The organism is [Flexibacter] sp. ATCC 35208, assembly GCF_001975825.1.
Lineage (GTDB): Bacteria > Bacteroidota > Bacteroidia > Chitinophagales > Chitinophagaceae > Chitinophaga.
On record NZ_MTKN01000063.1, the window covers coordinates 19,393 to 39,993 of the forward strand.

Consider the following 20,601-nt stretch of genomic DNA (forward strand, 5'->3'; position numbering starts at 1 on the left):
CTGTAATTTAGTTTCCCATTCTAAAATCGCTTACACTGTGCTGATCGAGCCTGATGTCTTCAAAATTGCTTGTGGTACCTGTATCGATAGGACATTGTGTGCTAATGCCCACCCATATCGTTTGCGGGTAATCGTTTTTATACAATCGTACCATCTGCCAGTTTTGGTTATCCAGGGAATAATAGCTGGCCACCGTTTTGGTATCAGATGATATTTTCATGTAAACGAAGCCCTGTTCCACGATGTCATGGTTATTATCGTCGGAAGTGCCTTTTGTTCTTACAGTGACCACACGGTGCTTTCCACGTTCGTCCTGTTCAAAACATTGTTTTTGATAGAGACTATCATTGACGTAAATATACAAAACACCGGCATTATAAGTACCTGTTTGGGTAAAATTAGGTGTAACTTTGACAGTTAATGTAAAAGGTTTGGTATTATCAACCTGTGAAAGCAGTAGGGGGGCGGTGTTATCAGACAATTTTCCGTCAGGGTCATTGAAGTAATCTTTTTTTTCGCCTACCCGGAATTCAATTTTCCCTGAGTCCTTTACTAATGCGAGTGAGTCAGCGTCTTTGGCAGGATGTTCTCTTTGCCGGCAGGCTATAGTACTATCAATTCTGCTTTTGAAGAAGGGGTGTTTGATAAAATACATCCGGATGATATCTTAGAACGACATATCCTGGAACTGAGTTATTTCCAGCTGCAAAAGGCCATGGCGCCGGAAAATTGACCTGCCTATAGTACACATTGCAGGTTGAGGATTCAAAATGATAAGGGAATATATATCTATGTGACACACCGTACCATTTACCTGCGTAGTTTCCAGGATGGCAGTGTGTGGCTGGCGCTATGTCTGTATTCTCCTGCCACCTCTTCAAGCCCTTCACCTGATATTGATGGCAGGGTAATAAACAGTGAAACGGGGGAGATCATCAAATTTGAGCGTTATAAACAATTCGGAAAGCAGATCCTGACCCGCCGGGAGGTGGAAGTGATTAATCATATTGCGGGAGGGCTTGACAGCAGTAAGATTGCCAGCCTCTTAAATCTTTCTGTATATACAGTACGCAGGCACCGGCAGAATATATTAAATAAGTTAAGCGTAGCAAATACTTCGGAGGCTATTAAAACCTGCTCTCATATGGGATTGCTGAAATAGTTACTTACTTCCAGTAAATTATCGTCCGGGTCCCGGAAATATACTGATCTTATTTTACCTGTAGCGCCTGTTCTTTCTACAATTCTTTTCTTATAAAAATCACCCGAATCTCCCGCGCAGGGGCCAGCTTGACTAAATTCAAAATGATAGGCTATCATTTTTCGATCACGCCTTTCGTTAAACCCGATTTCCCAATAATAGATAGTAACTTTGCAACATGATTAAGTTAGTAGTTACAGATCTGGATGGTACTTTGTTAAATGATCAGCATGAAGTACCTAAACGCTTTTGGGATATAGCCAACCGCCTGTTTAAGAAAGGAATCAAGCTCGGCATTGCCACTGGTAGACCACATTTCAGTATTACTGAAAATTTTCCTCCTTTGATGGCGCATGTTTATGCTGTTTCAGACAATGGTAGTTTTATCATGCATGATAAAAGGGAGATTATGGCGAAGCCATTGCCGCATTCTGAATTAGCTGCATTAGTGAATACATCGCGTGGTATTGCCAATACCTATCCTGTGCTTTGCGGAAAGGATTATTGGTTCCTGGAAAGCGAGGATAAAGTATTGCTGGAAAAAGTACTGATCTACCAGAAGAATATCAAAATTGTGGAAGACCTGACAAAGGTGGAAGAGCCAATATTGAAGATGTCTGTACTCGATTTAAAAGGTGCCGATCAAAACAGCTATCCTCATTATGTACAATTTGCTGATAGGTTGAAAGTCGCATTGGGTGGAACTCTCTGGGTTGATGTGACACGTATGGATGCCAATAAGGGCGAAGCTGTGCAGATGTTACAGCAGGTGAATGGGATCACTCCTGATGAAACGCTGGTATTTGGCGACTTTATGAATGATTATGAAATGATGAAGGCGGCCAAATATAGTTATGCGATGAAGAATGCATATCCAAAGATCCTGGAGGTGGCTAATTTTGTAACAGAGAAGGATAATAATGAGGAGGGGGTATTGGATGTGATAGAGGCATTGTGTCTCAATGATGAGTAGGCGTTAGTTAACCCTGCTTATTCATACTGCGAAAATACAATATTTCATATTTCAGAGGGGGCTTTGCCAAACATCTTCTTGAAGGTGCGGGAGAAATGAGAAAGGCTTTCAAAGCCTAAATCGAGGTAGATGGCGGATGGCTTTTTATGCTTTTTCTCTATGAGATGGCGTGCTTCGGTGAGTCGTTTTTCAAGGAGCCAATGCCGGGGAGCTGCATCAAATACTTTGTTGAAATCACGTTTAAATGCCGCCAGACTTCTTCCTGTTAACTGTGCAAATTTTTCTATGGGTACATTGATATGATAATTGCTAAGCATGAATTTTCTTAGATCGATCTTATGATGTATCGAAAAATCAAATAATAGATTTCGTAATGAAGGGAGGGTATGCAATAACAATTGCACACCTTCTCTTACTTTTATCATGCCCATGGCATTGTTTATCTTTTCATCCTGATGACGTACGTATGGTATTACGGATTGAAAATACCCCCGCATAAAATCATTTGAAGGAATCAGCATATTTACCGGACCGGTGTATTTTTCAGTGATTTCTATTTGTTCTTCCAATGCGATTTTTCTCAGTAGCTCTTCCTGCAGGATGATGACGATTGTTTCATAGCTGCCTTCGTCTGAAGGGGTTTTCCTGAGTTGTGCCAATTGGTTCTTGCCTACCAGCAATATATCGCCTTTTTGAAGGGTCGTTTTCTGGCTGGATGTTTCAAATGTCAATTGTCCGTTTACCATCAGGATAAGCGTACTATGCCCCAGGAATGCTGCTACTTCCTTTCGTGAAGCTGTAAGGTGAGAGTAAAAGATAACACCAGGAATTATTTCGATCGGGTTCAGCATGGCATGAAATTACAAAATTATCGTTGCAGATAGGTGCCGCCGGCTGACAAAGGCATCGTCTCTTCTGCCTTTGATGGCTTTGCCTACCAGTAGTTCGTTGGCGCCATGGCCGTAGAAATCGCCGGTATTCAGGAAGTTGATGCCGCTGTCGAGTGCCTGTTGGATGGTAGCAATGCTTTCATGTTCGTCGTTTGTGCCGCCCCAGGCTGTTGACATACGCATACAGCCAAGTCCCAGTTTTGATACCAGCGGGCCATTATTACCTAAAGCTATTTGGTTCATTGTTTTCGTTTTTTGATGGTACAAAGCTCGGTGGTAATGTGGGATGGTATATTTCCCTGATGGCTCAAAAAACTTGACTGAATGGCTCATTTTACAGCCCCACACTTCCTTCTGCCCAATACCCTTGTAATTTGATATTCCTGGAACTGACATCATGCTTTTTTAAAGCAGTTCTAAACTGCTGTACAGAAGCTACATTACCTGTAAGGTAGAATATGGCTTCCCTGTACTCATTTATGTACTTGTCCAATTCTGCCAGCGCTGCATCCGGCGTTTTGGGAACAATTCTGATATTATAGGGAGTAGGAAGATCTGGCTCATTCAACTCAAATATGCCGAATGCCTTACCATTGTTTTTATTGATCTCCCCGAGCAGGCTGATATAGAATCCAAGACTTGTTTCATCTCCAAAAAAGAAGTGAGTATGTTTACCTGGATCATATATTTTCCTGCCGCCAGGAACTGATACTTTCAGATGATCGCCGGGTGTAAGCTGATCTGCCAGATGACTACCCGGGCCATTACCATGAATATGAAAGTAGATATCAAAGGTGCCGTTTGTCTTGTTGAAATCAACAGGTGTGTAGTGTCTTATTTCCGTATCACTCACCCGGAAATTAATAGCACTACCCGGAAAGTAATCAATTTTAGAAAGATCTGTGTGAAAGGTGATCACTTTAATTTCCCTACTGTATTGGGAAATATCGCCCACTTCGATATTCATAAATTTTGAAGGTAGCAGGTTTTCCATTTGGTCGGCTACCCATTTAGGTACATTTGGCATAACTCAAAAATTATTTGTTGCTTTTTGTAACTGGATCTGTGCCAGCATTAATTCATATGCGCTTTGAATATAGTTTCGTTCGGTAGTGCTAAGGCTTTTCTCTGTGTCTAATAGTGCACTGTAGTCAAAGGCCCCAAGGCGGTATTGCTCCTGTTGATTGTGAAAGATGGTCTTTGATAATTCATAGCTATTCTTCGCATTTTTTTGGTTCAGCAGGGCATTGGCCAGTAAGGTACGAGCCTGTTGTACTTCGTAATTGATATCTGCTTCCCGCTGTTGTAGCAGTAGTTCGTGTTGACTGATCTTTTGCCTGTATTCAGTTAAGACGGCTTTATTTTTAACATGGGCGGAAATAGGAATGTGCAAATTGAGGGTAACATAGCTAAAGGGACTCCACCACCTGCCAGTACCGTAATTGAATTTATCCGAGAGGAAAAGCTGGGAATAATTTGCGCTTATCGATAAGGTAGGAAGCAGCTCCTGTTTATATTTTTGCAGATTGATTTTATTTTCTTCCTGTTGCAAGGCTAGTTGTTTGATTTCTGTTCGCTCGCCATTTGTTTTATCATAGGCAAGGGTGATGGCATCCAGTGAATCGCTGAGCAGGAGAGTCGTCTCAGCTGGTACATTCAATTGGTAGCGAAGGTTCATTACACTCAGTTCATAATTCTGATCTGCCTGTTTGCTCAGCTGGTCAGCATTCTCGCGATCCAGTATGGCCCGGAGATAATAGTTTTCAATCAGCGTACCATTATTATACATCCCCGTTGCAATCATTTCATATTCATGATTGCGTTCCGCGATATCTGCGGCTATGCGTTTTTGTAAACCTTTTAGTTGAACGTCAAGGTAAGCCCGGCTTATCTGCAGCATGATATCTATCTGCGCGGCGTGGTTCTTTTCTTCCTGTAGGGCGAGTGCAGTTTTTGCCAGTTTGGTGTCGGTTTTTAAAATTGGATTGAACAGTGGTTGGATTAGATTTAATCCGAAGACTGTTTCATTTTTAACCATGAGTGGTAATAGTGTTGTTTCATCGTATCCTGGTAGTATCCCGCCTGGAATAACGGTATTCTGTAATTGCGGGCTATACTTTATGTGTCCGTCACCACTAAGTGTTGGTAACCACTCGTTGGTGGTTTGTTTTACCTTACTGGCTGCGATGGCTACATCATATTGAATCGCCTGAACGTCAAACCTGTTTTTTAGCCCGAGTTGAATCGCTTCACTACGCGAAAGGGTTGTCTGTGCATAGCTAATCGCCGCCGTTGTCAGGAGTATTATTAGGAGAAAATTCTTTTTCATCGTTGTGATTGTTAATTAGTGTGCACTTTTGGTCGTTTTGATCAGCATGATGACCGGGATGCAAAGCGCAAAGAGAAATGCGAAGGTGATAAAGCCATGATTATAACTGAGCAGTGTTTGTTGACTGATGATGCTGTGATCCAGCATCTGGTATGCGGCAGTCCTGGCTTCGTCACTGGCATAACCTGCACTGATAAAGTTTTGTGTTAGCAATGCTGTTCTTTCCTGTGTGGCGGTATTGTACTCCGAAATATGTGCGACAAGGTTACTTCGTACAAATGCACTGTTCCTTGTCGTGTATATACTGATGAGCGCCACACCGATGGCGCCACCCAGTTGCCGTGTCATTGTTGACAGGCCGGTTGCCTGTGCCAGGTCTTTACCACGGAGTGTGCCTACAGCAATACCGATCATATTAGGTGCTACCAAAGCCACTCCGATATTGCGGATGATGAACGGCCAGAAAAAGTCATCTTTGGAAGCATCAGGAGAAATTAAGGCCATGGGCAACAGGGAAATGATCACTATGATTAGGCCTGCAATCATCTGGATTTTCGGACTTACATTGACCAGTAATTTCTTACCTGCAATCATCCCGACAGCGCCCACTATTCCGCCAGAGATCAGGAAGGCGCCAGTTTGCGTAGCTGTCCATCCAAGTGATACCTGGGCAAGGAGTGGAAAAATGAAAAGGGTACCATTCGCCATAATGCCATACATCATACCGATCACATTGCCAAGTACCAGATTGAAGTTCGAGTATAAGCGTAGTTCCACTGCTGGATGATCAGTAGTGAGTTCTCTCCATACAAAGGCGATGAATGAGCAGATAGAGATGGCAAAGAAGATGCGTATTTCTGCACTATCGAACCAGTCGTGAATAGAACCTTCTTCTAGGACATACTGCAGGGAACCTAATGCCATGGCTATAAAGGCAATGCCTGCCCAGTCGATCTTCGGAGGCCGGACAGCGTCGGGCAGGTCGGTGATATACTTCCAGGACAGTAAGGCGCCAATCATACCCAGGGGTACATTCACAAAGAAGATCCAGTGCCATGAAAGTGTATCGGTAATATAACCTCCCAGCACTGGACCAAAAATGGGCCCTATCATGATGCCGAGTGCAAAGGTGAGAAAGCCGGTTTTTGCCTGTTCAGGAGGAAATGCACCTAGCACGATAGACATTGCTGTTGATAACAATCCACCGCCGGCCACGCCCTGAATGAACCGCCACAGCACTAAGATCCACAGGTTGGATGATAGGCCACACAGCAATGAGGTTAATGTGAAAACTACTACAGAACTGGTGAAATACAACCTGCGACCAATCAGGTTCGCCAGCATTCCGGAGAGTGGAATGACGATCACGTTTCCAATACCGTAAGCGGTAGAGACCCAGCCAATTTCAGTGACACTGGCGCCGATATTTCCGCTGATTTCCCTGAGCGACACATTCACAATGGTGCTATCGATCAGTTCCATCACTGCACAGGCAACACAGGTTAATACGAGTATCCACTTCGCCGTGCCGGTAGGATATTGAGTTTCCGCAGTCATATCAGTTTACTTTAACTTTTACGAAAACACTAAGGCCTGGATACAATTGTTCCTTTACAGTTTGCGGATCCAGTTTGATCCGTATAGGAAACCGCTGGGCGATTTTGATAAAATTGCCCGTAGCATTATCAGGTGGTACCAGTGCAAAGCGCGCACCTGTGGCACCGCCATAGGAATCTATCGTGCCTGTTAATTTAATTTCTTCATAGGCATCTACAGAAATGCTGACTGGCTGCCCGGCTTTAATCCTGCTCATCTGTGTTTCCTTGAAATTGGCAGTGACCCAGAATTCCCTGTGATTGATAACAGCGCAGAGCGCCTGTCCTGCATTAATAAACTGTCCCGTCTGCACATTGCGTTTGGTAACGATGCCATCGAATGGCGCGATTACGTAAGCATGACGAAGACGTTCCTTTGCAGCGTCCAGTGCTGCCTGTTTCTGAAGGATGACATTTTGTGCGAGAGATACCTGTTTCTCTTCCGTCAAAGCACGGGTTTTCAGGCTAACGCTGTTACTTGCAGAAGACTGTTCCATCGCTTTAGCTTTGAGGTAAGCCGCTTTGGTCACATCTACCTGTGTGGAGTAGTGTTCATAATCAGTTTGGGTAATAGCTTTAATAGCCAGCAGTTGCCTGGCGCGATTAAAGTCCGTAACGGCTTTGTCGTAAGTGGCTTTTGCAGATTCTATACCCTGTGTATCAGACTGCGATTCAAACATCGCTGCATTTGCATTTTGGAGACTTGCGGCGGCCATGCCTTGCGAAACGGCGACATTCAGTCTGGCATTTTCCAGTTCAGCGGCAATACGGCTGGTATCTGCTTTTAACTCAGCGGTCCCGAATACGATCAGGGTATCCCCTTTTTTTACTTCCTGGTTATCTCTGAAACGGATATCAGCAATGTAGCCTGTGATACCTGCTCTGACAGGTAAGAGATCGCCATCCAACTGCGCGTTGTCGGTGGTTTCATAAGCTTTGCCAGCGATATATGCATTGATGCCATAGCCAAGGGCGAGGAGTGCAACCGACGCTCCGATGACCCATTTGGTCCTATTCTTTTTTTCCATTTTTTGTCTTGATTTATCAACACAAAGGACGGAAGGAAGTGAGGGCGAAACAATGAACCAATGCAGGGAATGTCTGGACTATTTGCGGGAACTGATGCGAAATTGAAGGGGTGGCATACCGGCGGTCTTTGTAAATAGCCGGGTAAAATAAAAGGTATCTGTATAACCGAGCAGATGGGAAATCTCTTTCACGGTGCTGTTGGTATAGAAGAGCATGCGTTTTGCTTCCAGCATGATTTCCTGATGAATCCAGTAACTCACAGGATGACCAGTGGTATCTTTTACTGCTTCATTGAGGTAAGAAGGGGAGATGTTGAGCGCAGATGCGTATTCAGAGGGGCCTTTCATTTCCCGGTAGCTTACCATCAACAGACTTCTGAACTGTCTGGTAATGAGCAGGGGGCGAAGGGCCGCCTGTTCAGAGAAAAGATGATCACTTTGGCAGGCGGCTACAAACTGACCGATACAGACTTCCAGCATAGCGGTATCTTCAGGATATTCATCGCTCAATTTTCCCAGCAGTAGCAGACTGTCTCTGAGTAATTTTCCTTTTGAAGGATGTAGTGCGACTGCTTGATTCCGGATGGCAAATTCAGTCAGTATGGCCCGGTGATTTTCACTGATGCGAACGGAATCCATGGCCAGTACCCATGCAGTGGCGTTCATCATAGAGAGACCATAATGTACTTGTCCCGGCATCAGGCAATAGATTGCACAGTCCTGAATATTGATTTCCTGAAAATCAACTTTCAATTTGGTATTGCCTTCCAGCTGAAAATATAGCAGATAGTTATCGTCACGATGGGCCTGGTTCCAGTGAGTGATGTGGTTCAAATCGGAGAGTGATGACATCTCAAAGGTTTTATTCGCTCTTTCAAGGAAGTGATATACAGGTATGGCTGGTTTCTGTTTCATGATGATAAAGCTACATTGACCTGGTATATTTAGATATAGACAAATCCGGGGTAAGTATGGACTATTCACGGGAGATACAATAGTATAAGGAGCCGGTAGCTTTTCTTATACTATTGTAACCCTAAACTTCCACCAACTACAGAGATAGATTGGCCATTGATATAGCCTGCATCCCTGGATGCCAGAAACAGCGCTGTACCGGCAATTTCTGCAGCAAGACCTGCACGGCCAAGCGCATTCCATTTTTTGTAAGAAGCTAATTGGCTCTGGTGCATAATCAGCCTTCACAGGACTGGACAGCGGAAGCGCCTGGTAAGCAGGTGGGGATGTCGGGAACTTTGTTTTTTAACAGGTTTAAAACATTGGTAGGGGAGACGCCGTTAACCTATTTAACGAACTGGCGGATCAGGAAGTCATTTTGAAATACACTAACGCATTCCAGATACCATCATTGTCGATATCGTCCGTCACATAATCTGCAATTGCTTTTACATCATCCGTAGCATTTCCCATAGCAATGCCGATACCTGTATGTTTTAACATTTCGATATCATTCCCGCCATCTCCAAAGGCCATGGTCTCTGATATATGAAACCCGAAGTGCTGACAAAAGACTTCGATACCTACTTTTTTACTGATCCCTTTAGGATTGATATCGGCAGAGTGTGGTGCCCATCTGGTAGCGATGCTATTGGGCATGATATTGCTCATGAAATCAAGTTCATCTTCAGGATTCAGTAAGATGTTCGCCTGCAGGATATTGGCGATATCCGGATTGTTACGGTCTACCAGCGGAGGTACGGGCAGGTTCAGGTAAGCGTACATATTGATAATCTCAGGTGTTGCCTCATTGACAAAGTGGCAATCTTCATACATCAGTGAAAAATTCAGTGGCTGCTTGCTGGTATAGTTCAGTAATTGCTGAATATCCTGCGGATCCAGTGTTTGTTTGAACAGGACGCTTTTGTCTCTTGCTACACAACAACCTCCGTTAAATGTGATATAACCGTCAAATTCCAGGTGTTGAATATGGCTGATGGCATTGATAGAGCGGCCGGTGGCTATAAAAACCCTGATCCCTTTTTCCCGCAGGTGCGCAAGTGCACGTGTGGTAGAATCCGGAATGGTTTTCGTTTTGAAACTGACGAGTGTACCATCAATATCAAAAAAAACGGCTTTAACAGTTGTAGCATTATCCATGAGCCTTGTTTCAGGTTGAATCGGCAAAATTAGATAAATAGTCTTTCATTCTGATAGTCCAAAGTGAAAAAAAGAGGGTAGTCCAATGTCAGGCCAGGAAAAGACGCCAGGGGGTACTGGGGAGCCCTGTTGACGATCAGGGGCGAGTGCTCCAGGAAGCTCTATGAAAGACCAGGACACCCACTAAATAATTTTTTGCTAAATTGATTCAGCAAATTCACGTTATGAAGTTACTTTATACCTTATTCTCCCTTACTGTACTATGCAGTCAGCTCTGTTTTGGTCAGCATACCCGTTCCTGGAACTCCCAGTGGATAGGGCTGAAAGCACCATTTGATAATGGCAAAAGCTATGGCGTTTGTTACTTCAGAAGGTCTATTGATCTGTCTGAAAGGCCGCAAAGTTTCATTATTCACGCTTCCGCCGATAATAGGTACAAGTTGTACGTAAATGGCCAACTCGTATCCATCGGTCCTGCCAAAGGGGATTTTTACAACTGGAACTATGAAACCATCGATCTGGCGCCTTACCTTACCAAAGGTAAAAACAGCATTGCCGCCATCGTCTGGAACGAAGCCGAGTTCCGCCCGGAATGGCAAATGACTTTAAGAACCGCATTTATTATACAGGGGAATACACCTGCTGAAGACATCATAAATACCAACGACACCTGGAAATGTGTGCAGGACAAGGCATTCTCGCCACTATGGGGCTTCTTTGCCGCTACCAATGGTGAAATTGTCGATATGAATAAAACTATCCCCAACTGGCAGGCAAAAGACTTTGATGACAGTGGCTGGCCGCCGGCTGGCAACTTATTCCAGGGCCAGTTAAAAGGAGCTGGGGATGGTTTTGGCTACATGCTTGTACCCAGTACCATCCCGGCAAGGGAACTGACTTACCAGCCTGTCACCGTTATCCGCAAAGGAGCCGCTCTGCCGGCCACTATTCCTGCCAATACGGAGACCACTATCTTACTCGATCAGACCTACGAAACCAATGCATATCCTACCATCTGTTTCAGTGGCGGTAAAGATGCCGGTATCTCTCTTAGTTATGCCGAAGCGCTTTATGATCATCAGGAGCCTTATGGTTCCCACAAAAGCAATAGAAATGATGTAGAAGGGAAAGACTTTTTCGGTGTCAAAGACAGTCTGACCAGTAATGGCGGTAAAGGCCAGACTTTTACGCCTTTTAATTTCCGTACTTTCCGGTACATCCGGCTATCTGTACATACCAAAGATGCGCCTATAGTGATCGATAGTCTGTATGGTACCTTCACGGGGTATCCATTCAAACAAACAGCTCTCTTTAAATCAGAAGATACTGTTATTCCAAAAATTCTAGACATTGGCTGGCGTACAGCCCGGCTCAATGCCTTCGAAACGTATACAGACTGCCCTTTCTACGAGCAGTTACAATACATCGGAGATACCCGTATTCAGGCTATGATCTCTTATTACTATAGTGGTGATGACAGATTGGCCCGTCATGCCCTCGATCTGATGGATCAATCCCGGTTGCCCGAAGGGGTGACGCTTAGCCGTTATCCCACCCATACCACACAGGTTATTTCAACTTTTTCGTTATGGTATATTGGCATGCTCCATGATTTCTTCATGTACAGACATGATAATGATTTTATTAAAGATAAGCTGCCGGGTGTAAGAGGTATCCTGGACTTCTTCAGCAAATATCAACTGGCAGACGGCTCTCTCGCCAATACTCCTTATTGGAACTTTGTAGACTGGGCCTCTGGAAAAGACTGGAATGGAGGGGCGCCTCCCAAAGGTAGCGATGGCAGTTCTGCTATTGTAGATATGCAATTATTATGGGCGTATCAATGGGCGGCACAAATGGAAACTACACCTACCAATATCGCATTGTACAATCAAAAAGCAGCACAGTTAACAAAGACCATCAAACAGAAATATTGGGATGCAGGTAAAGGTATTTTTGCGGATACAAAAGAGAAGGATCATTTTTCTCAACACGCTAATTCATTGGCTATTCTGACGGGTCTTGTAAATAAAGCGGATCTGCCTGTACTCAGCAGAAAGCTACTGAGTGATGCTACGCTCACTCAGTGCTCTATCTACTTTAAATACTACCTGCATCAGGCGCTGGTAAAGGCGGGTATGGGAGATGATTATATCAACTGGCTGGGTATCTGGAAAGAGAATATTGCTATGGGATTGACTACCTGGGCAGAATATTCTGATGTAGGGTATTCCCGTTCTGACTGTCATGCATGGGGAAGTAGTCCTAATATTGAATTTTTCAGGACTGTACTCGGCATAGACAGCGACGCGCCGGGTTTTAGCAAAATAAAGATCGAACCACACTTAGGTAATCTGAAGGATGTAAATGGCGAAATGCTGCATCCTTTTGGTAAGATCAGTGTGAGTTATGTATACAAAGCAGGCCAATGGAACCTGGATGTGCAATTGCCCGCCAATACGGCTGGTGTATTCATCTGGAAAGGCAAGTCCTATGTCATCAAAGCCGGGAATAATAAAATCAGGTTGCAGGCATAGTTTATGATTTTGCAGATATATACGAGAGGATGACAAACAGTACTGATAACGTTCATTCCCGTATTGTAAAATGCTTTCAAACACCTGAGTAACAAAGCTACCAGGCAAAGGTTGTATACTTTGCCTGGTAGCTCTTACAGAGAACGGATGTATTCATCCAGTTCTTCTTCTTTGCCAAGGCCCAGTTTTAATTTGATACGATACCGCGACATCAGGATACTCTTTGGTGCAATACCTAGTCGCTGAGATACTTCTTTGTTGGTAAGGCCTATGTAGATGTAAGCACAATGTTTCAGGTCCAGCCTGGAAAGCGTATTATCAGATCGCTCTTTCAGTTTATCAAATACTTCCTGGCTCACATTGTCAAAATCTGCTTTGTCTTCTGCCAGTGAATCATCCAGTCGTTTATCGTGATCGATGATCCTGTTGATCTGCGTCAACACTGTTTTATTGTTGGTATGCTCGGCAATTTTCTTTTGTAAGGTTTGCACCAGCGCATTTTTCTGTTCTACCTGTAGGGTGCCTGCCAACAGGTCTTTTTGCATACGCTCCTGTCTTTCCTGCATGAGTTGTTGTTCGGCAATGAGGCGCATGGCTGCTTCATCTTTCAGGCGTGCATGCATGCCCAGTTGTTTGAGCCGGAAATGATAGGATCGGAACAGGAAGATGGCGGCAGTCAGCAATGCCAGTGCCAGTCCTATATAGAGATAGCCCAGTGTCTTGTGCAGACTGGCAGTCTGTTGCAGATTTTTGAGGGCAATCGCCGTTTTCTCTGCCTGATATCTGGCTTCCAGTTCTTTGGTGATGTTTAGCTTTTCTTCATTGTAGAGTTCAGTATACAAAACTGCAAATTGCTGTTGGTATTGGAGGGCTTCTTTATAATTGCCCTGTTTCTCTGCCAGGGATGAAAGGGCAGACATGAACTGTATTTTCGTCGCCAGGTTTTTGGTACTGTCTTTATTTACAACAGCCAGTCCTTTTTGCAGCAGGTCTTCTGCCTGCGCATAGTGGCCGGCAGCAGCTTCAAAATCACTTTTCATGCCATAGCAATTGGAAATCACTTCCAGGTGGTGGGTTTCAAAACCGATCTTCTGTGCAAAGTCCAGGTAATGAAACACTGTATCTCTGTAAGAAGCAGGGAAGTTTTGTGCATAGAGGTCAGCCAGATTTAGCGCTATGATCGCCGTGGTGCTATGGAATATGATGCGGTCTTTATTGTTTAAATAAGTAGTGAGCGCGATCTTATTATAATATATAGCGGAGTCCAGCGCGTTTTTGTCCTGTGTATGCGCCATGTGATAATATTGCCAGTAGGTACCCAATGTCTGATAGGCAAGAAGGATATTATCGTAGTCCTTACTTATCAATGAGGCCTGTAGAGACAGCTGTGCATATTTCTTATGCAGGGGGTTATCTTCCTGATTGGCATAGATGCTGGCAATTTCATAATATACTGCCGCCTCATAATTGGCCGATCCCGTTTTCTCCAGGTATTTTAATGCCTGCTGGGCGCTGAGTAGTGCTTCTTTAGTATTCCCTTTAATATCTTCCATCCAGGATTTACGGTACCAGGCGATGCCTTTTGCCAGTTGGCTTGCTGTTTTTTCTGCATAGTACACAGCACTATCCACTACCATGGCAGACTTCGAAAGGTCATTTGCCTGGATATAGATCTGTGCCAATATGGCATATGAAATCGAAGTGTACTGTGCATCAGGAAGGGTACGGCTCAGGGCCACTGCCTGTAGTCCGAGGTCTATCGCATGCTTATTTTCTGTAATAGATTTAGCCCTTGCCAGTAGGCCCAGGGTGATCACTTTTTGTTCAGGTGTAATATTTTTTTGAGCTAACACTGTACTGAGAGAATCAGCGGGGGTACGGGCTGCGCATGAAAACACCTGTAAGGTGATAACAATAATGGATATGGTTATCTTATTGATTAACTGCAACATATGTCTTTCTGTAGGGTGTTTGTAGTTGGCATTTTTTAGCCCATGTAGAGCATTTGTAGATACCAGATTTTCATTTTCGCTGCCCACTATAACTATTTTTGAGGACACACAAGTGGGTATAAATATAATATAAGAAGATAAAATCGCGAGGGTAAAAATGATGCAGTATTTTGAATTTCAGGAAGAGCATGTATCGTGCTTTATAGAAATTACTTTGGAGGACAGAATAGTGAGAACAAGGTCAGGACAAAAAGGCACACAAGGTGTTGCGACAGAAAAAGTATTCAGGGATGCCTGTACGGCTGCCGAGGAATTCGACCGGTTGATCCAGGAGAAGAAAGAAGATGATGCTTTTTATTTCCGGTTAGGAGATGAGTACAGGCTGTAACCTGTACCTTTGTATTTATGGGAAAAACGAATATTCCTCGTTTAGAGTTAACAACTTTCACACAGGTAAATTTCAAAGAACCATTTCTGAATGTTGAAAATTATCCTGTAGATGCAAGCCTCTTTACAATCAAAGACCGGAAGACGGCCCCGGTGAAGGATTACATTTCTCCTAACCGTAGACAGTTTTACAAAATATTCCATATTACAGCCGGTACAGGCATACTTACAGTAGGCTTACATCAATATCTCATGACCCCGGGCGATATTTCATTTCTTCACCCGGATGAGATTATGTCATGGCAAACGACATCAGTAGAAACGGAGGGACATTTCTGCCTCATACACCCTGATTACTTTGAAGGGGCCAGTCACCTGGTGCAGTTATTTAGAAATTATCCTTACTTCCGGCCAGCGAAAGCAGTCGTGCAGTTATTGCCGGCACAGTCTGAAAAGACAGACCAGTACTTCAAGGCGATATTGGAAGAAGAGGAGGGTAACAATGATGATAAGCAGCAAGCCATCTTCCTGCATTTACAGTTAATTCTGCTCGAGGCGCAGCGTGCCGGGAAAAACCTGGCTGATGAAGCGGTGCCTGATAGCTATCGTTATATCCATGGTTTCCTCTCACTGTTGGAAGCCACCTTCCAGGTACAGCATCCGGACGATGTGGTGAAAATGAAAACGGCGACTGAGTTTGCCGAACAACTTCATGTGCACCCCAACTACCTTAATACCCTTGTAAAGAACCAGACAGGTAAAACCGTGAGAGAGCATATACAGGAAAGACTCCTCTACGAAGCCAAGGTATTGCTGAAGCAAACCGACTGGGATATCAGGGCCATTAGTTATGTACTGGGTTTTTCTGAGCAGGCTGCTTTTACAGCGTTATTTAATAAGAAAGAACAGCTCTCCCCCTCTAAGTTCAGGGAAAATTTGAAACGCACAACTATCCCTGTTATTTGAATAAATACGGGCCGGACCAATGTTAGTTCCTTTGTACCATAAAATTTTAAACAAATGGGCAATCAAAGAAAAACATGGTTTATTACCGGCGCATCACAGGGTATTGGCTTGATACTGGCAAAGCAATTATTAGCAGCCGGATATAATGTAGCCGCTACTGCACGCAATGCTGACACCCTCAGAAAGGCGGTAGATAATGATACTCCTCAATTCCTGCCTTTACAGGTCAATCTTGTAGATGAAAAAAGTGTAGGGGAAGCGGTCAATAAAGCAATCGCACAATTCGGCGGCATCGATTATTTAGTAAATAATGCAGGTTTTGGCCTCATTGGCGGCATCGAAGAGACAACTGACGCAGAAGTCAGGAACAGCTTCGATATAAACGTATTTGGGCTTTTAAATGTCACCCGTGCAGTATTGCCACATATGCGGGCCGCACAATCCGGTCATATCTTCAATATGTCTTCTGTATTTGGTTTGATCTCCGGTGGGGGGTGGGGCGTATATTGCGGCACCAAGTTCGCCGTGGAAGGAATTACTGAAGCACTGGCACAGGAAGTAAAGCCATTCGGTATTCATGTAACCATTGCAGAGCCGGGATATGTACGTACGAACTTCCTGAGCAGCGGCTCTATTGCACATCCTGCACATCCTATTGCTGCATATGTAGCACTGGAAGAAGAGCGTCGTAAGCACAGGGAAGATGTACCCGGCACACAGGTAGGTGATCCTGAAAAGGTAGCGGCAGCTATTATCAGTCTGAGTCAGATGATCGAACCACCATTGCGTGTGTTGATGGGCTCTGATGCATTGCAGTTCGCAAATTATAAAATACAGCTATTGCAGGAAGGTATTGCTGCGAATAAGGCCATGACCTTATCGACTGACTTCAGTTAATATACAGCCAGGGGTGTGACCTTTTATATTCTCATAAAAAGCACTAAGTTAGCTTTATGAGACACACCCCTTTTTACCTGTTACTGTTACTGTTACTGTTGTTCTCCCGGTCCGTTTCCGCCCAGACAACCCAAACCGAAAAGCGAACCGACAGTATCACAAGACTGATGATACGCTACCTGAATGAATCCAAACCAGACAGTGCTTATGGCTACTGGGGTGAAGCCGCAAGGAAGCAATTTACACCTGAGTCATGGCGTAATGTATACAAAGGCAACCTTTCGCCTTTCCTGCCTTTTTCGGACATCACTTATACCGGTAGTCATGATGGAATGAACATCTATACGATGAAAGGTGTAATGCCGCTAAATCTCTATGCAAAGCTGGATGTTTCGGGCAAACTGGAAACGTTTTTTTTTCAGCCGGTAAAGGTGAATCTACCGCAGAAAACCACTACCGCCCTTTCTGACAATCCGTTAAAAAGCCACCTGGATAGTATCGTTGAATCAGCCGTAAGACCCTACATTAACCTGGCCGGGAATGTGGGCCTGAGTGCTGGCGTACGCTATAACGGGCAGGACTATTTTTATAACTATGGTACTGTCAGACTGAACACAGATACGCTGCCGGACAATCATACCATTTATGAAACCGGCTCTATTACAAAAACATTCACCGGTACCTTGCTGGCGCTGGCTGTCATCCAGAAAAAAGTTACCCTGGATCAGCCGATCACTAAATTCCTTCCTGATTCTGTTGCAAAGAATCCTGCATTGAAAGGTATCACCCTGAAACAACTGGCCAATCATACAGCCGGATTTCCCAGTCTGCCATCCAATCTATCTACATCAAGAGCTGAACAGCCTTATGAAAACTATGACCAGGCACACCTGTTTAGTTATCTGAAGTCGGCAGCACCAGAGAACCCACCGGGGAAAGTACATTCCTATAGTAACTTTGGATTTGGATTACTGGGTGTGATACTGGAGCGGATCTATGGAATGAACTATGCAGCGTTGCTGTCAAAATACATTACAGGTCCACAGGGATTGAAACATACAGGTATCAGCGTGTATGGCAAAATTGCCCAGGGATATGATGGTGGTTTGAGTCCTGTAGCTATGTGGGATCTGAATGCGATGAAGAGTGCCGGCGCCATTAAATCAGATGCAGCAGATCTGTTGAAGTATGCGAGCCTTCAGTTACAACAGGGTAAAGACCCCTTGCAGCAGGCATGTGCATTGGCACATCAGGCGACATATGATGACGGTGCTACTAAGATCGGTCTTGCGTGGGTACGCTTCCAGCATCAGGATGACTACTTATTCCACAATGGTGCGACAGGTGGTTACCGCTCATTTTTGCTGGCTGATACATCGAACAATACGGCTGTGGTGATACTGGTGAATTCAGTCAATGGTGTGGAAGCTGTAGGTGCACAGATCGTACAGAACCTGAAAAAATAAGAAAAAATAACGCTGCTGCCACATTTAGCAGCAGCGTTATAAAAAAAGCTCGGCGGGGTACGTTAGGATAAACAGGCGTACTTTATTTTGGAAGACGTGTATCCGTAGCTTTCAGCTTTGCTAATGTGTCTTCAAAAACCTGCACGTAAATAGCTTTAATGCTGGCTAATTCCGCACTGCTTACGCCACGTACCTTACCATCGTTTCCTTCCGGAGGTCGGGTCGCCGCTCTCAGTTTTCTGTAAAATGTGGGAATACTCCAATCACATTGTTTACAGATTAATTCCCTCGCTTCGACAGGAATGTTATTCACCTTCCAGAACATCTCTGCAAAGGGATTCGGATAGAGGCCATTCGCTGCGGCTTTCTTAATTCCCATTTCGGGCTGCTCCAGGTGGATCTGTTTTGATCGTTTTCGATTCATAGAAGGAATCTGGTTTTAATTGAACAATAACGTTTTTGGTTAGGAAATATGAGTCTTTAGAATGTTAATTGGGGAAACGTTTCGTTCAATTCCTGGTGAAAAATTAGGACTCCTTTTGAATATAACGATAGAAAAAAGCAACTTTTTTTCTCCGACCAAAAAAGGAGGGTCGTTTTTTTGAATAATTTCCAATGTTGTAGGTACTGTAGTAATGAAAAATAGTTTTGAAATTGTTTGGATGACAAACTGAAATGGAAAGTATCACCATGGTATGTTTGCAAATCATGGTGATACTTTCCATTAATAGTCAGTTGTACCCATTGTTCTGTGTATACAGCCCTGGTGCTATATCCAGCTGTGATTTTGGAACAGGATAAATAATGTAGTCCGGTGTGAACGTCTGAATCTTATTCTGGACGTCTTCGGACGTGATCCAGGCTGAAATTATCGAGATGATTAACCCACTTCTTACGAGGTCATGCCACCTGGTTCCTTCGGCGGCGAACTCTTTTCTTCTTTCTTCCATCAGTTCTGCGAGGGTCACATTTGCCTTATCGCCTGTCAACCCTGCTCTTACCCTCACCTGGTTCACGATCGCGTCTACATCTGCCCCCTGTGAACCCGAAGCGCCATGTAAAACACATTCTGCCTTCAGCAGCAGTACATCCGTATACCGTAGCACGATAAAGTTGATGGACCAGTCCTGTGTCACTGTAGGCACCTTTGTGATGTCTACATACTTTTTCAGGAAGGAGCGGGTCTCTACCTGTCCGTTGGTATTTGTATATCCTGTCTGGATGGTAAAGGTCTTCCGGATATCGCCTGCCTCAAAACTATTCAGCAGGTCTGTTGACACCGGACGAATGGTGAGCCCTCCCTGTGTGTTTTTTGAAATAGCCGAAAAATAGGTATCAGGAACTAAAATGCCGGGGTAAGAGGCGCCGACTGAGGGAGAGGCCCCGGAAGTATAGTCGATGTTGTAAACGACCTCTTTGTTGTATTCGTTGCTATACGAAAAGATATCGGTGAAGGAAGAGAGGAAGGCATAGTTCCCGCTATTGATGATTTCGTTGAGCAGATCGGCTGCCTGCTGCCATTCATTCAGTCCCAGTCCCGGGCCTTCCATGCTATAGGTAGGAGCGGAGCGGGTCATGTATACGAGAGCTAAGATTCCTTTGGCTGCATATTTTGTAGGCCGGCCCCTGTCTGCCGTAGCATATGTATCTGCTGAAGAGGTGGTGCCATTCGTAGATGGTAAATGATCGGCGGCGTATTTCAGATCACTGATGATGAGGTCATAGATGTCGGAGACCGGACTTCTGCCTATTGTGGCTGCTTCTGCGGCCAGTACGGTTTTGTCTATAAGAGGGACCTTGCCAAACAGTCTCACCAGGTCAAAGTAGAAGAAGGCACGGAGAAACTTTGCCTCTGCCTGCAGGCGGGTGCGCAGAATGGTGTCTGTAACAAGGTTGCCTCTGTCAGCGAGGTTCTCTAATACGAGGTTCGCCCGAAAAATACCATTGTAATTTGTGACCCATGCCTCAGACATATACGCATTGGTGGAGAGGTCATTGTAAAAGTCGTTCACGCCTTCCCAGTCCCTTACTCCGCCATCTGATACGGCATACAGGTTGTCAGAGCGGGTTTCTGACAGGTTGTATAGTCTGTCAGGATACCTGAGCAGGTCGTTGTAAATAGCGTTCGTCCCCTGTATAAAGTCATTTGAATTAGCGAAGAAGTTATCTGTCGTTACGGACGAAACAGGTTGTAAATCCAGGTCGGTCTTACAGGAAGGAATGATGAATATCGCCAGTAATATCAATATGTTTCTCATGTGGAAT

The 20,601-nt window shown here is 44.4% G+C and carries 20 protein-coding genes; 7 read left to right on the forward strand and 13 right to left on the reverse strand.

The genetic code is table 11. From position 1 onward, the window contains the following. Window positions 1–7: 7 nt before the first annotated feature. Window positions 8–655 (reverse strand): DUF1349 domain-containing protein, encoded by a 648-nt coding sequence (locus BW716_RS28325; protein WP_083729357.1) that lies wholly within the window; start codon window positions 653–655, stop codon window positions 8–10. Window positions 656–793: 138 nt separating this feature from the next. Between BW716_RS28325 and BW716_RS28330 the strand changes: the two genes are divergently transcribed. Next, window positions 794–1,162: a response regulator transcription factor gene (locus tag BW716_RS28330; protein WP_179091310.1), complete on the forward strand. Its 369-nt coding sequence runs from the start codon at window positions 794–796 to the stop codon at window positions 1,160–1,162. Between the two features lie 217 nt (window positions 1,163–1,379). Further along, window positions 1,380–2,174, forward strand: a complete 795-nt coding sequence (locus BW716_RS28340; protein ID WP_083729361.1) for an HAD family hydrolase — start codon at window positions 1,380–1,382, stop codon at window positions 2,172–2,174. Window positions 2,175–2,218: 44 nt separating this feature from the next. Here the strand turns inward: BW716_RS28340 and BW716_RS28345 are convergent, their stop codons facing one another. The 9 genes from BW716_RS28345 to BW716_RS28385 all read right to left on the reverse strand — a co-directional run bounded on the left by BW716_RS28345 (window position 2,219) and on the right by BW716_RS28385 (window position 10,131). After that, window positions 2,219–3,025: an AraC family transcriptional regulator gene (locus BW716_RS28345; RefSeq protein WP_083729363.1), complete on the reverse strand. Its 807-nt coding sequence runs from the start codon at window positions 3,023–3,025 to the stop codon at window positions 2,219–2,221. Between the two features lie 9 nt (window positions 3,026–3,034). Beyond that, window positions 3,035–3,307, reverse strand: coding sequence for an aldo/keto reductase (locus BW716_RS28350; RefSeq protein WP_235643965.1), 273 nt, complete (start codon window positions 3,305–3,307; stop codon window positions 3,035–3,037). Window positions 3,308–3,398: 91 nt separating this feature from the next. Next, window positions 3,399–4,091 (reverse strand): siderophore-interacting protein, encoded by a 693-nt coding sequence (locus tag BW716_RS28355; protein WP_083729365.1) that lies wholly within the window; start codon window positions 4,089–4,091, stop codon window positions 3,399–3,401. A 3-nt stretch (window positions 4,092–4,094) separates the two neighbouring features. Next, the gene (locus BW716_RS28360) at window positions 4,095–5,393 is read right to left on the reverse strand and encodes a TolC family protein (protein WP_083729367.1); all 1,299 of its coding nucleotides are present in this window, start codon (window positions 5,391–5,393) and stop codon (window positions 4,095–4,097) included. Window positions 5,394–5,408: 15 nt separating this feature from the next. After that, entirely contained in the window at window positions 5,409–6,950 is a 1,542-nt protein-coding gene (locus BW716_RS28365) for a DHA2 family efflux MFS transporter permease subunit (protein WP_083729369.1), read from the reverse strand. Window position 6,951: 1 nt separating this feature from the next. Then, window positions 6,952–8,016 carry an HlyD family secretion protein gene (locus tag BW716_RS28370; protein WP_083729371.1) on the reverse strand — a complete coding sequence of 355 codons (1,065 nt, stop codon included), beginning with the start codon at window positions 8,014–8,016 and terminating at the stop codon, window positions 6,952–6,954. A 78-nt stretch (window positions 8,017–8,094) separates the two neighbouring features. Continuing rightward, the gene (locus BW716_RS28375) at window positions 8,095–8,931 is read right to left on the reverse strand and encodes an AraC family transcriptional regulator (RefSeq protein WP_083729373.1); all 837 of its coding nucleotides are present in this window, start codon (window positions 8,929–8,931) and stop codon (window positions 8,095–8,097) included. Between the two features lie 110 nt (window positions 8,932–9,041). After that, window positions 9,042–9,206, reverse strand: coding sequence for an SDR family oxidoreductase (locus tag BW716_RS28380; protein ID WP_083729375.1), 165 nt, complete (start codon window positions 9,204–9,206; stop codon window positions 9,042–9,044). Between the two features lie 130 nt (window positions 9,207–9,336). After that, on the reverse strand, window positions 9,337–10,131 hold the full coding sequence (locus BW716_RS28385; protein WP_083729377.1) for a Cof-type HAD-IIB family hydrolase: 795 nt from the start codon (window positions 10,129–10,131) through the stop codon (window positions 9,337–9,339). Window positions 10,132–10,355: 224 nt separating this feature from the next. On the opposite strand from BW716_RS28385, the gene BW716_RS28390 reads away from it, so the two are divergent. Beyond that, window positions 10,356–12,668, forward strand: coding sequence for an alpha-L-rhamnosidase C-terminal domain-containing protein (locus BW716_RS28390; protein WP_083729379.1), 2,313 nt, complete (start codon window positions 10,356–10,358; stop codon window positions 12,666–12,668). Between the two features lie 134 nt (window positions 12,669–12,802). Here the strand turns inward: BW716_RS28390 and BW716_RS28395 are convergent, their stop codons facing one another. Further along, window positions 12,803–14,620 carry a hypothetical protein gene (locus tag BW716_RS28395; protein ID WP_143709085.1) on the reverse strand — a complete coding sequence of 606 codons (1,818 nt, stop codon included), beginning with the start codon at window positions 14,618–14,620 and terminating at the stop codon, window positions 12,803–12,805. Between the two features lie 157 nt (window positions 14,621–14,777). Between BW716_RS28395 and BW716_RS28400 the strand changes: the two genes are divergently transcribed. The 4 genes from BW716_RS28400 to BW716_RS28415 are packed head-to-tail and all read left to right on the forward strand — an operon-like array spanning window position 14,778 to window position 18,336. Then, window positions 14,778–15,008 (forward strand): WGR domain-containing protein, encoded by a 231-nt coding sequence (locus BW716_RS28400; RefSeq protein WP_083729383.1) that lies wholly within the window; start codon window positions 14,778–14,780, stop codon window positions 15,006–15,008. 17 nt (window positions 15,009–15,025) lie between these two features. Next, the gene (locus tag BW716_RS28405; RefSeq protein ID WP_083729385.1) at window positions 15,026–15,973 is read left to right on the forward strand and encodes an AraC family transcriptional regulator; all 948 of its coding nucleotides are present in this window, start codon (window positions 15,026–15,028) and stop codon (window positions 15,971–15,973) included. A 54-nt stretch (window positions 15,974–16,027) separates the two neighbouring features. After that, complete coding sequence (locus tag BW716_RS28410; protein ID WP_083729387.1) at window positions 16,028–16,870, forward strand: oxidoreductase; 843 nt, start codon at window positions 16,028–16,030, stop codon at window positions 16,868–16,870. A 56-nt stretch (window positions 16,871–16,926) separates the two neighbouring features. Continuing rightward, a complete protein-coding gene (locus tag BW716_RS28415; RefSeq protein WP_083729389.1) occupies window positions 16,927–18,336 on the forward strand; it encodes a serine hydrolase in 1,410 nt (469 codons plus the stop codon). Between the two features lie 82 nt (window positions 18,337–18,418). On the opposite strand, the gene BW716_RS28420 is transcribed toward BW716_RS28415, so the two are convergent. Next, window positions 18,419–18,760, reverse strand: a complete 342-nt coding sequence (locus tag BW716_RS28420; RefSeq protein WP_083729391.1) for a hypothetical protein — start codon at window positions 18,758–18,760, stop codon at window positions 18,419–18,421. Window positions 18,761–19,067: 307 nt separating this feature from the next. After that, window positions 19,068–20,594, reverse strand: a complete 1,527-nt coding sequence (locus BW716_RS28425; protein WP_083729393.1) for a RagB/SusD family nutrient uptake outer membrane protein — start codon at window positions 20,592–20,594, stop codon at window positions 19,068–19,070. Between the last annotated feature and the right edge of the window lie 7 nt (window positions 20,595–20,601).

Bases quoted from the DNA above. Each gene is read 5' to 3' on its own strand.
- BW716_RS28355 (WP_083729365.1), bottom strand. From the start codon at position 4,091: ATGCCAAATGTACCTAAATGGGTAGCCGACCAAATGGAAAACCTGCTA.
- BW716_RS28400 (WP_083729383.1), top strand. From the start codon at position 14,778: ATGATGCAGTATTTTGAATTTCAGGAAGAGCATGTATCGTGCTTTATA.
- BW716_RS28405 (WP_083729385.1), top strand. From the start codon at position 15,026: ATGGGAAAAACGAATATTCCTCGTTTAGAGTTAACAACTTTCACACAG.
- BW716_RS28385 (WP_083729377.1), bottom strand. From the start codon at position 10,131: ATGGATAATGCTACAACTGTTAAAGCCGTTTTTTTTGATATTGATGGT.
- BW716_RS28365 (WP_083729369.1), bottom strand. From the start codon at position 6,950: ATGACTGCGGAAACTCAATATCCTACCGGCACGGCGAAGTGGATACTC.
- BW716_RS28360 (WP_083729367.1), bottom strand. From the start codon at position 5,393: ATGAAAAAGAATTTTCTCCTAATAATACTCCTGACAACGGCGGCGATT.
- BW716_RS28345 (WP_083729363.1), bottom strand. From the start codon at position 3,025: ATGCTGAACCCGATCGAAATAATTCCTGGTGTTATCTTTTACTCTCAC.
- BW716_RS28325 (WP_083729357.1), bottom strand. From the start codon at position 655: ATGTATTTTATCAAACACCCCTTCTTCAAAAGCAGAATTGATAGTACT.
- BW716_RS28410 (WP_083729387.1), top strand. From the start codon at position 16,028: ATGGGCAATCAAAGAAAAACATGGTTTATTACCGGCGCATCACAGGGT.
- BW716_RS28370 (WP_083729371.1), bottom strand. From the start codon at position 8,016: ATGGAAAAAAAGAATAGGACCAAATGGGTCATCGGAGCGTCGGTTGCA.
- BW716_RS28350 (WP_235643965.1), bottom strand. From the start codon at position 3,307: ATGAACCAAATAGCTTTAGGTAATAATGGCCCGCTGGTATCAAAACTG.
- BW716_RS28340 (WP_083729361.1), top strand. From the start codon at position 1,380: ATGATTAAGTTAGTAGTTACAGATCTGGATGGTACTTTGTTAAATGAT.
- BW716_RS28415 (WP_083729389.1), top strand. From the start codon at position 16,927: ATGAGACACACCCCTTTTTACCTGTTACTGTTACTGTTACTGTTGTTC.
- BW716_RS28420 (WP_083729391.1), bottom strand. From the start codon at position 18,760: ATGAATCGAAAACGATCAAAACAGATCCACCTGGAGCAGCCCGAAATG.
- BW716_RS28395 (WP_143709085.1), bottom strand. From the start codon at position 14,620: ATGTTGCAGTTAATCAATAAGATAACCATATCCATTATTGTTATCACC.
- BW716_RS28390 (WP_083729379.1), top strand. From the start codon at position 10,356: ATGAAGTTACTTTATACCTTATTCTCCCTTACTGTACTATGCAGTCAG.
- BW716_RS28375 (WP_083729373.1), bottom strand. From the start codon at position 8,931: ATGAAACAGAAACCAGCCATACCTGTATATCACTTCCTTGAAAGAGCG.
- BW716_RS28425 (WP_083729393.1), bottom strand. From the start codon at position 20,594: ATGAGAAACATATTGATATTACTGGCGATATTCATCATTCCTTCCTGT.
- BW716_RS28380 (WP_083729375.1), bottom strand. From the start codon at position 9,206: ATGCACCAGAGCCAATTAGCTTCTTACAAAAAATGGAATGCGCTTGGC.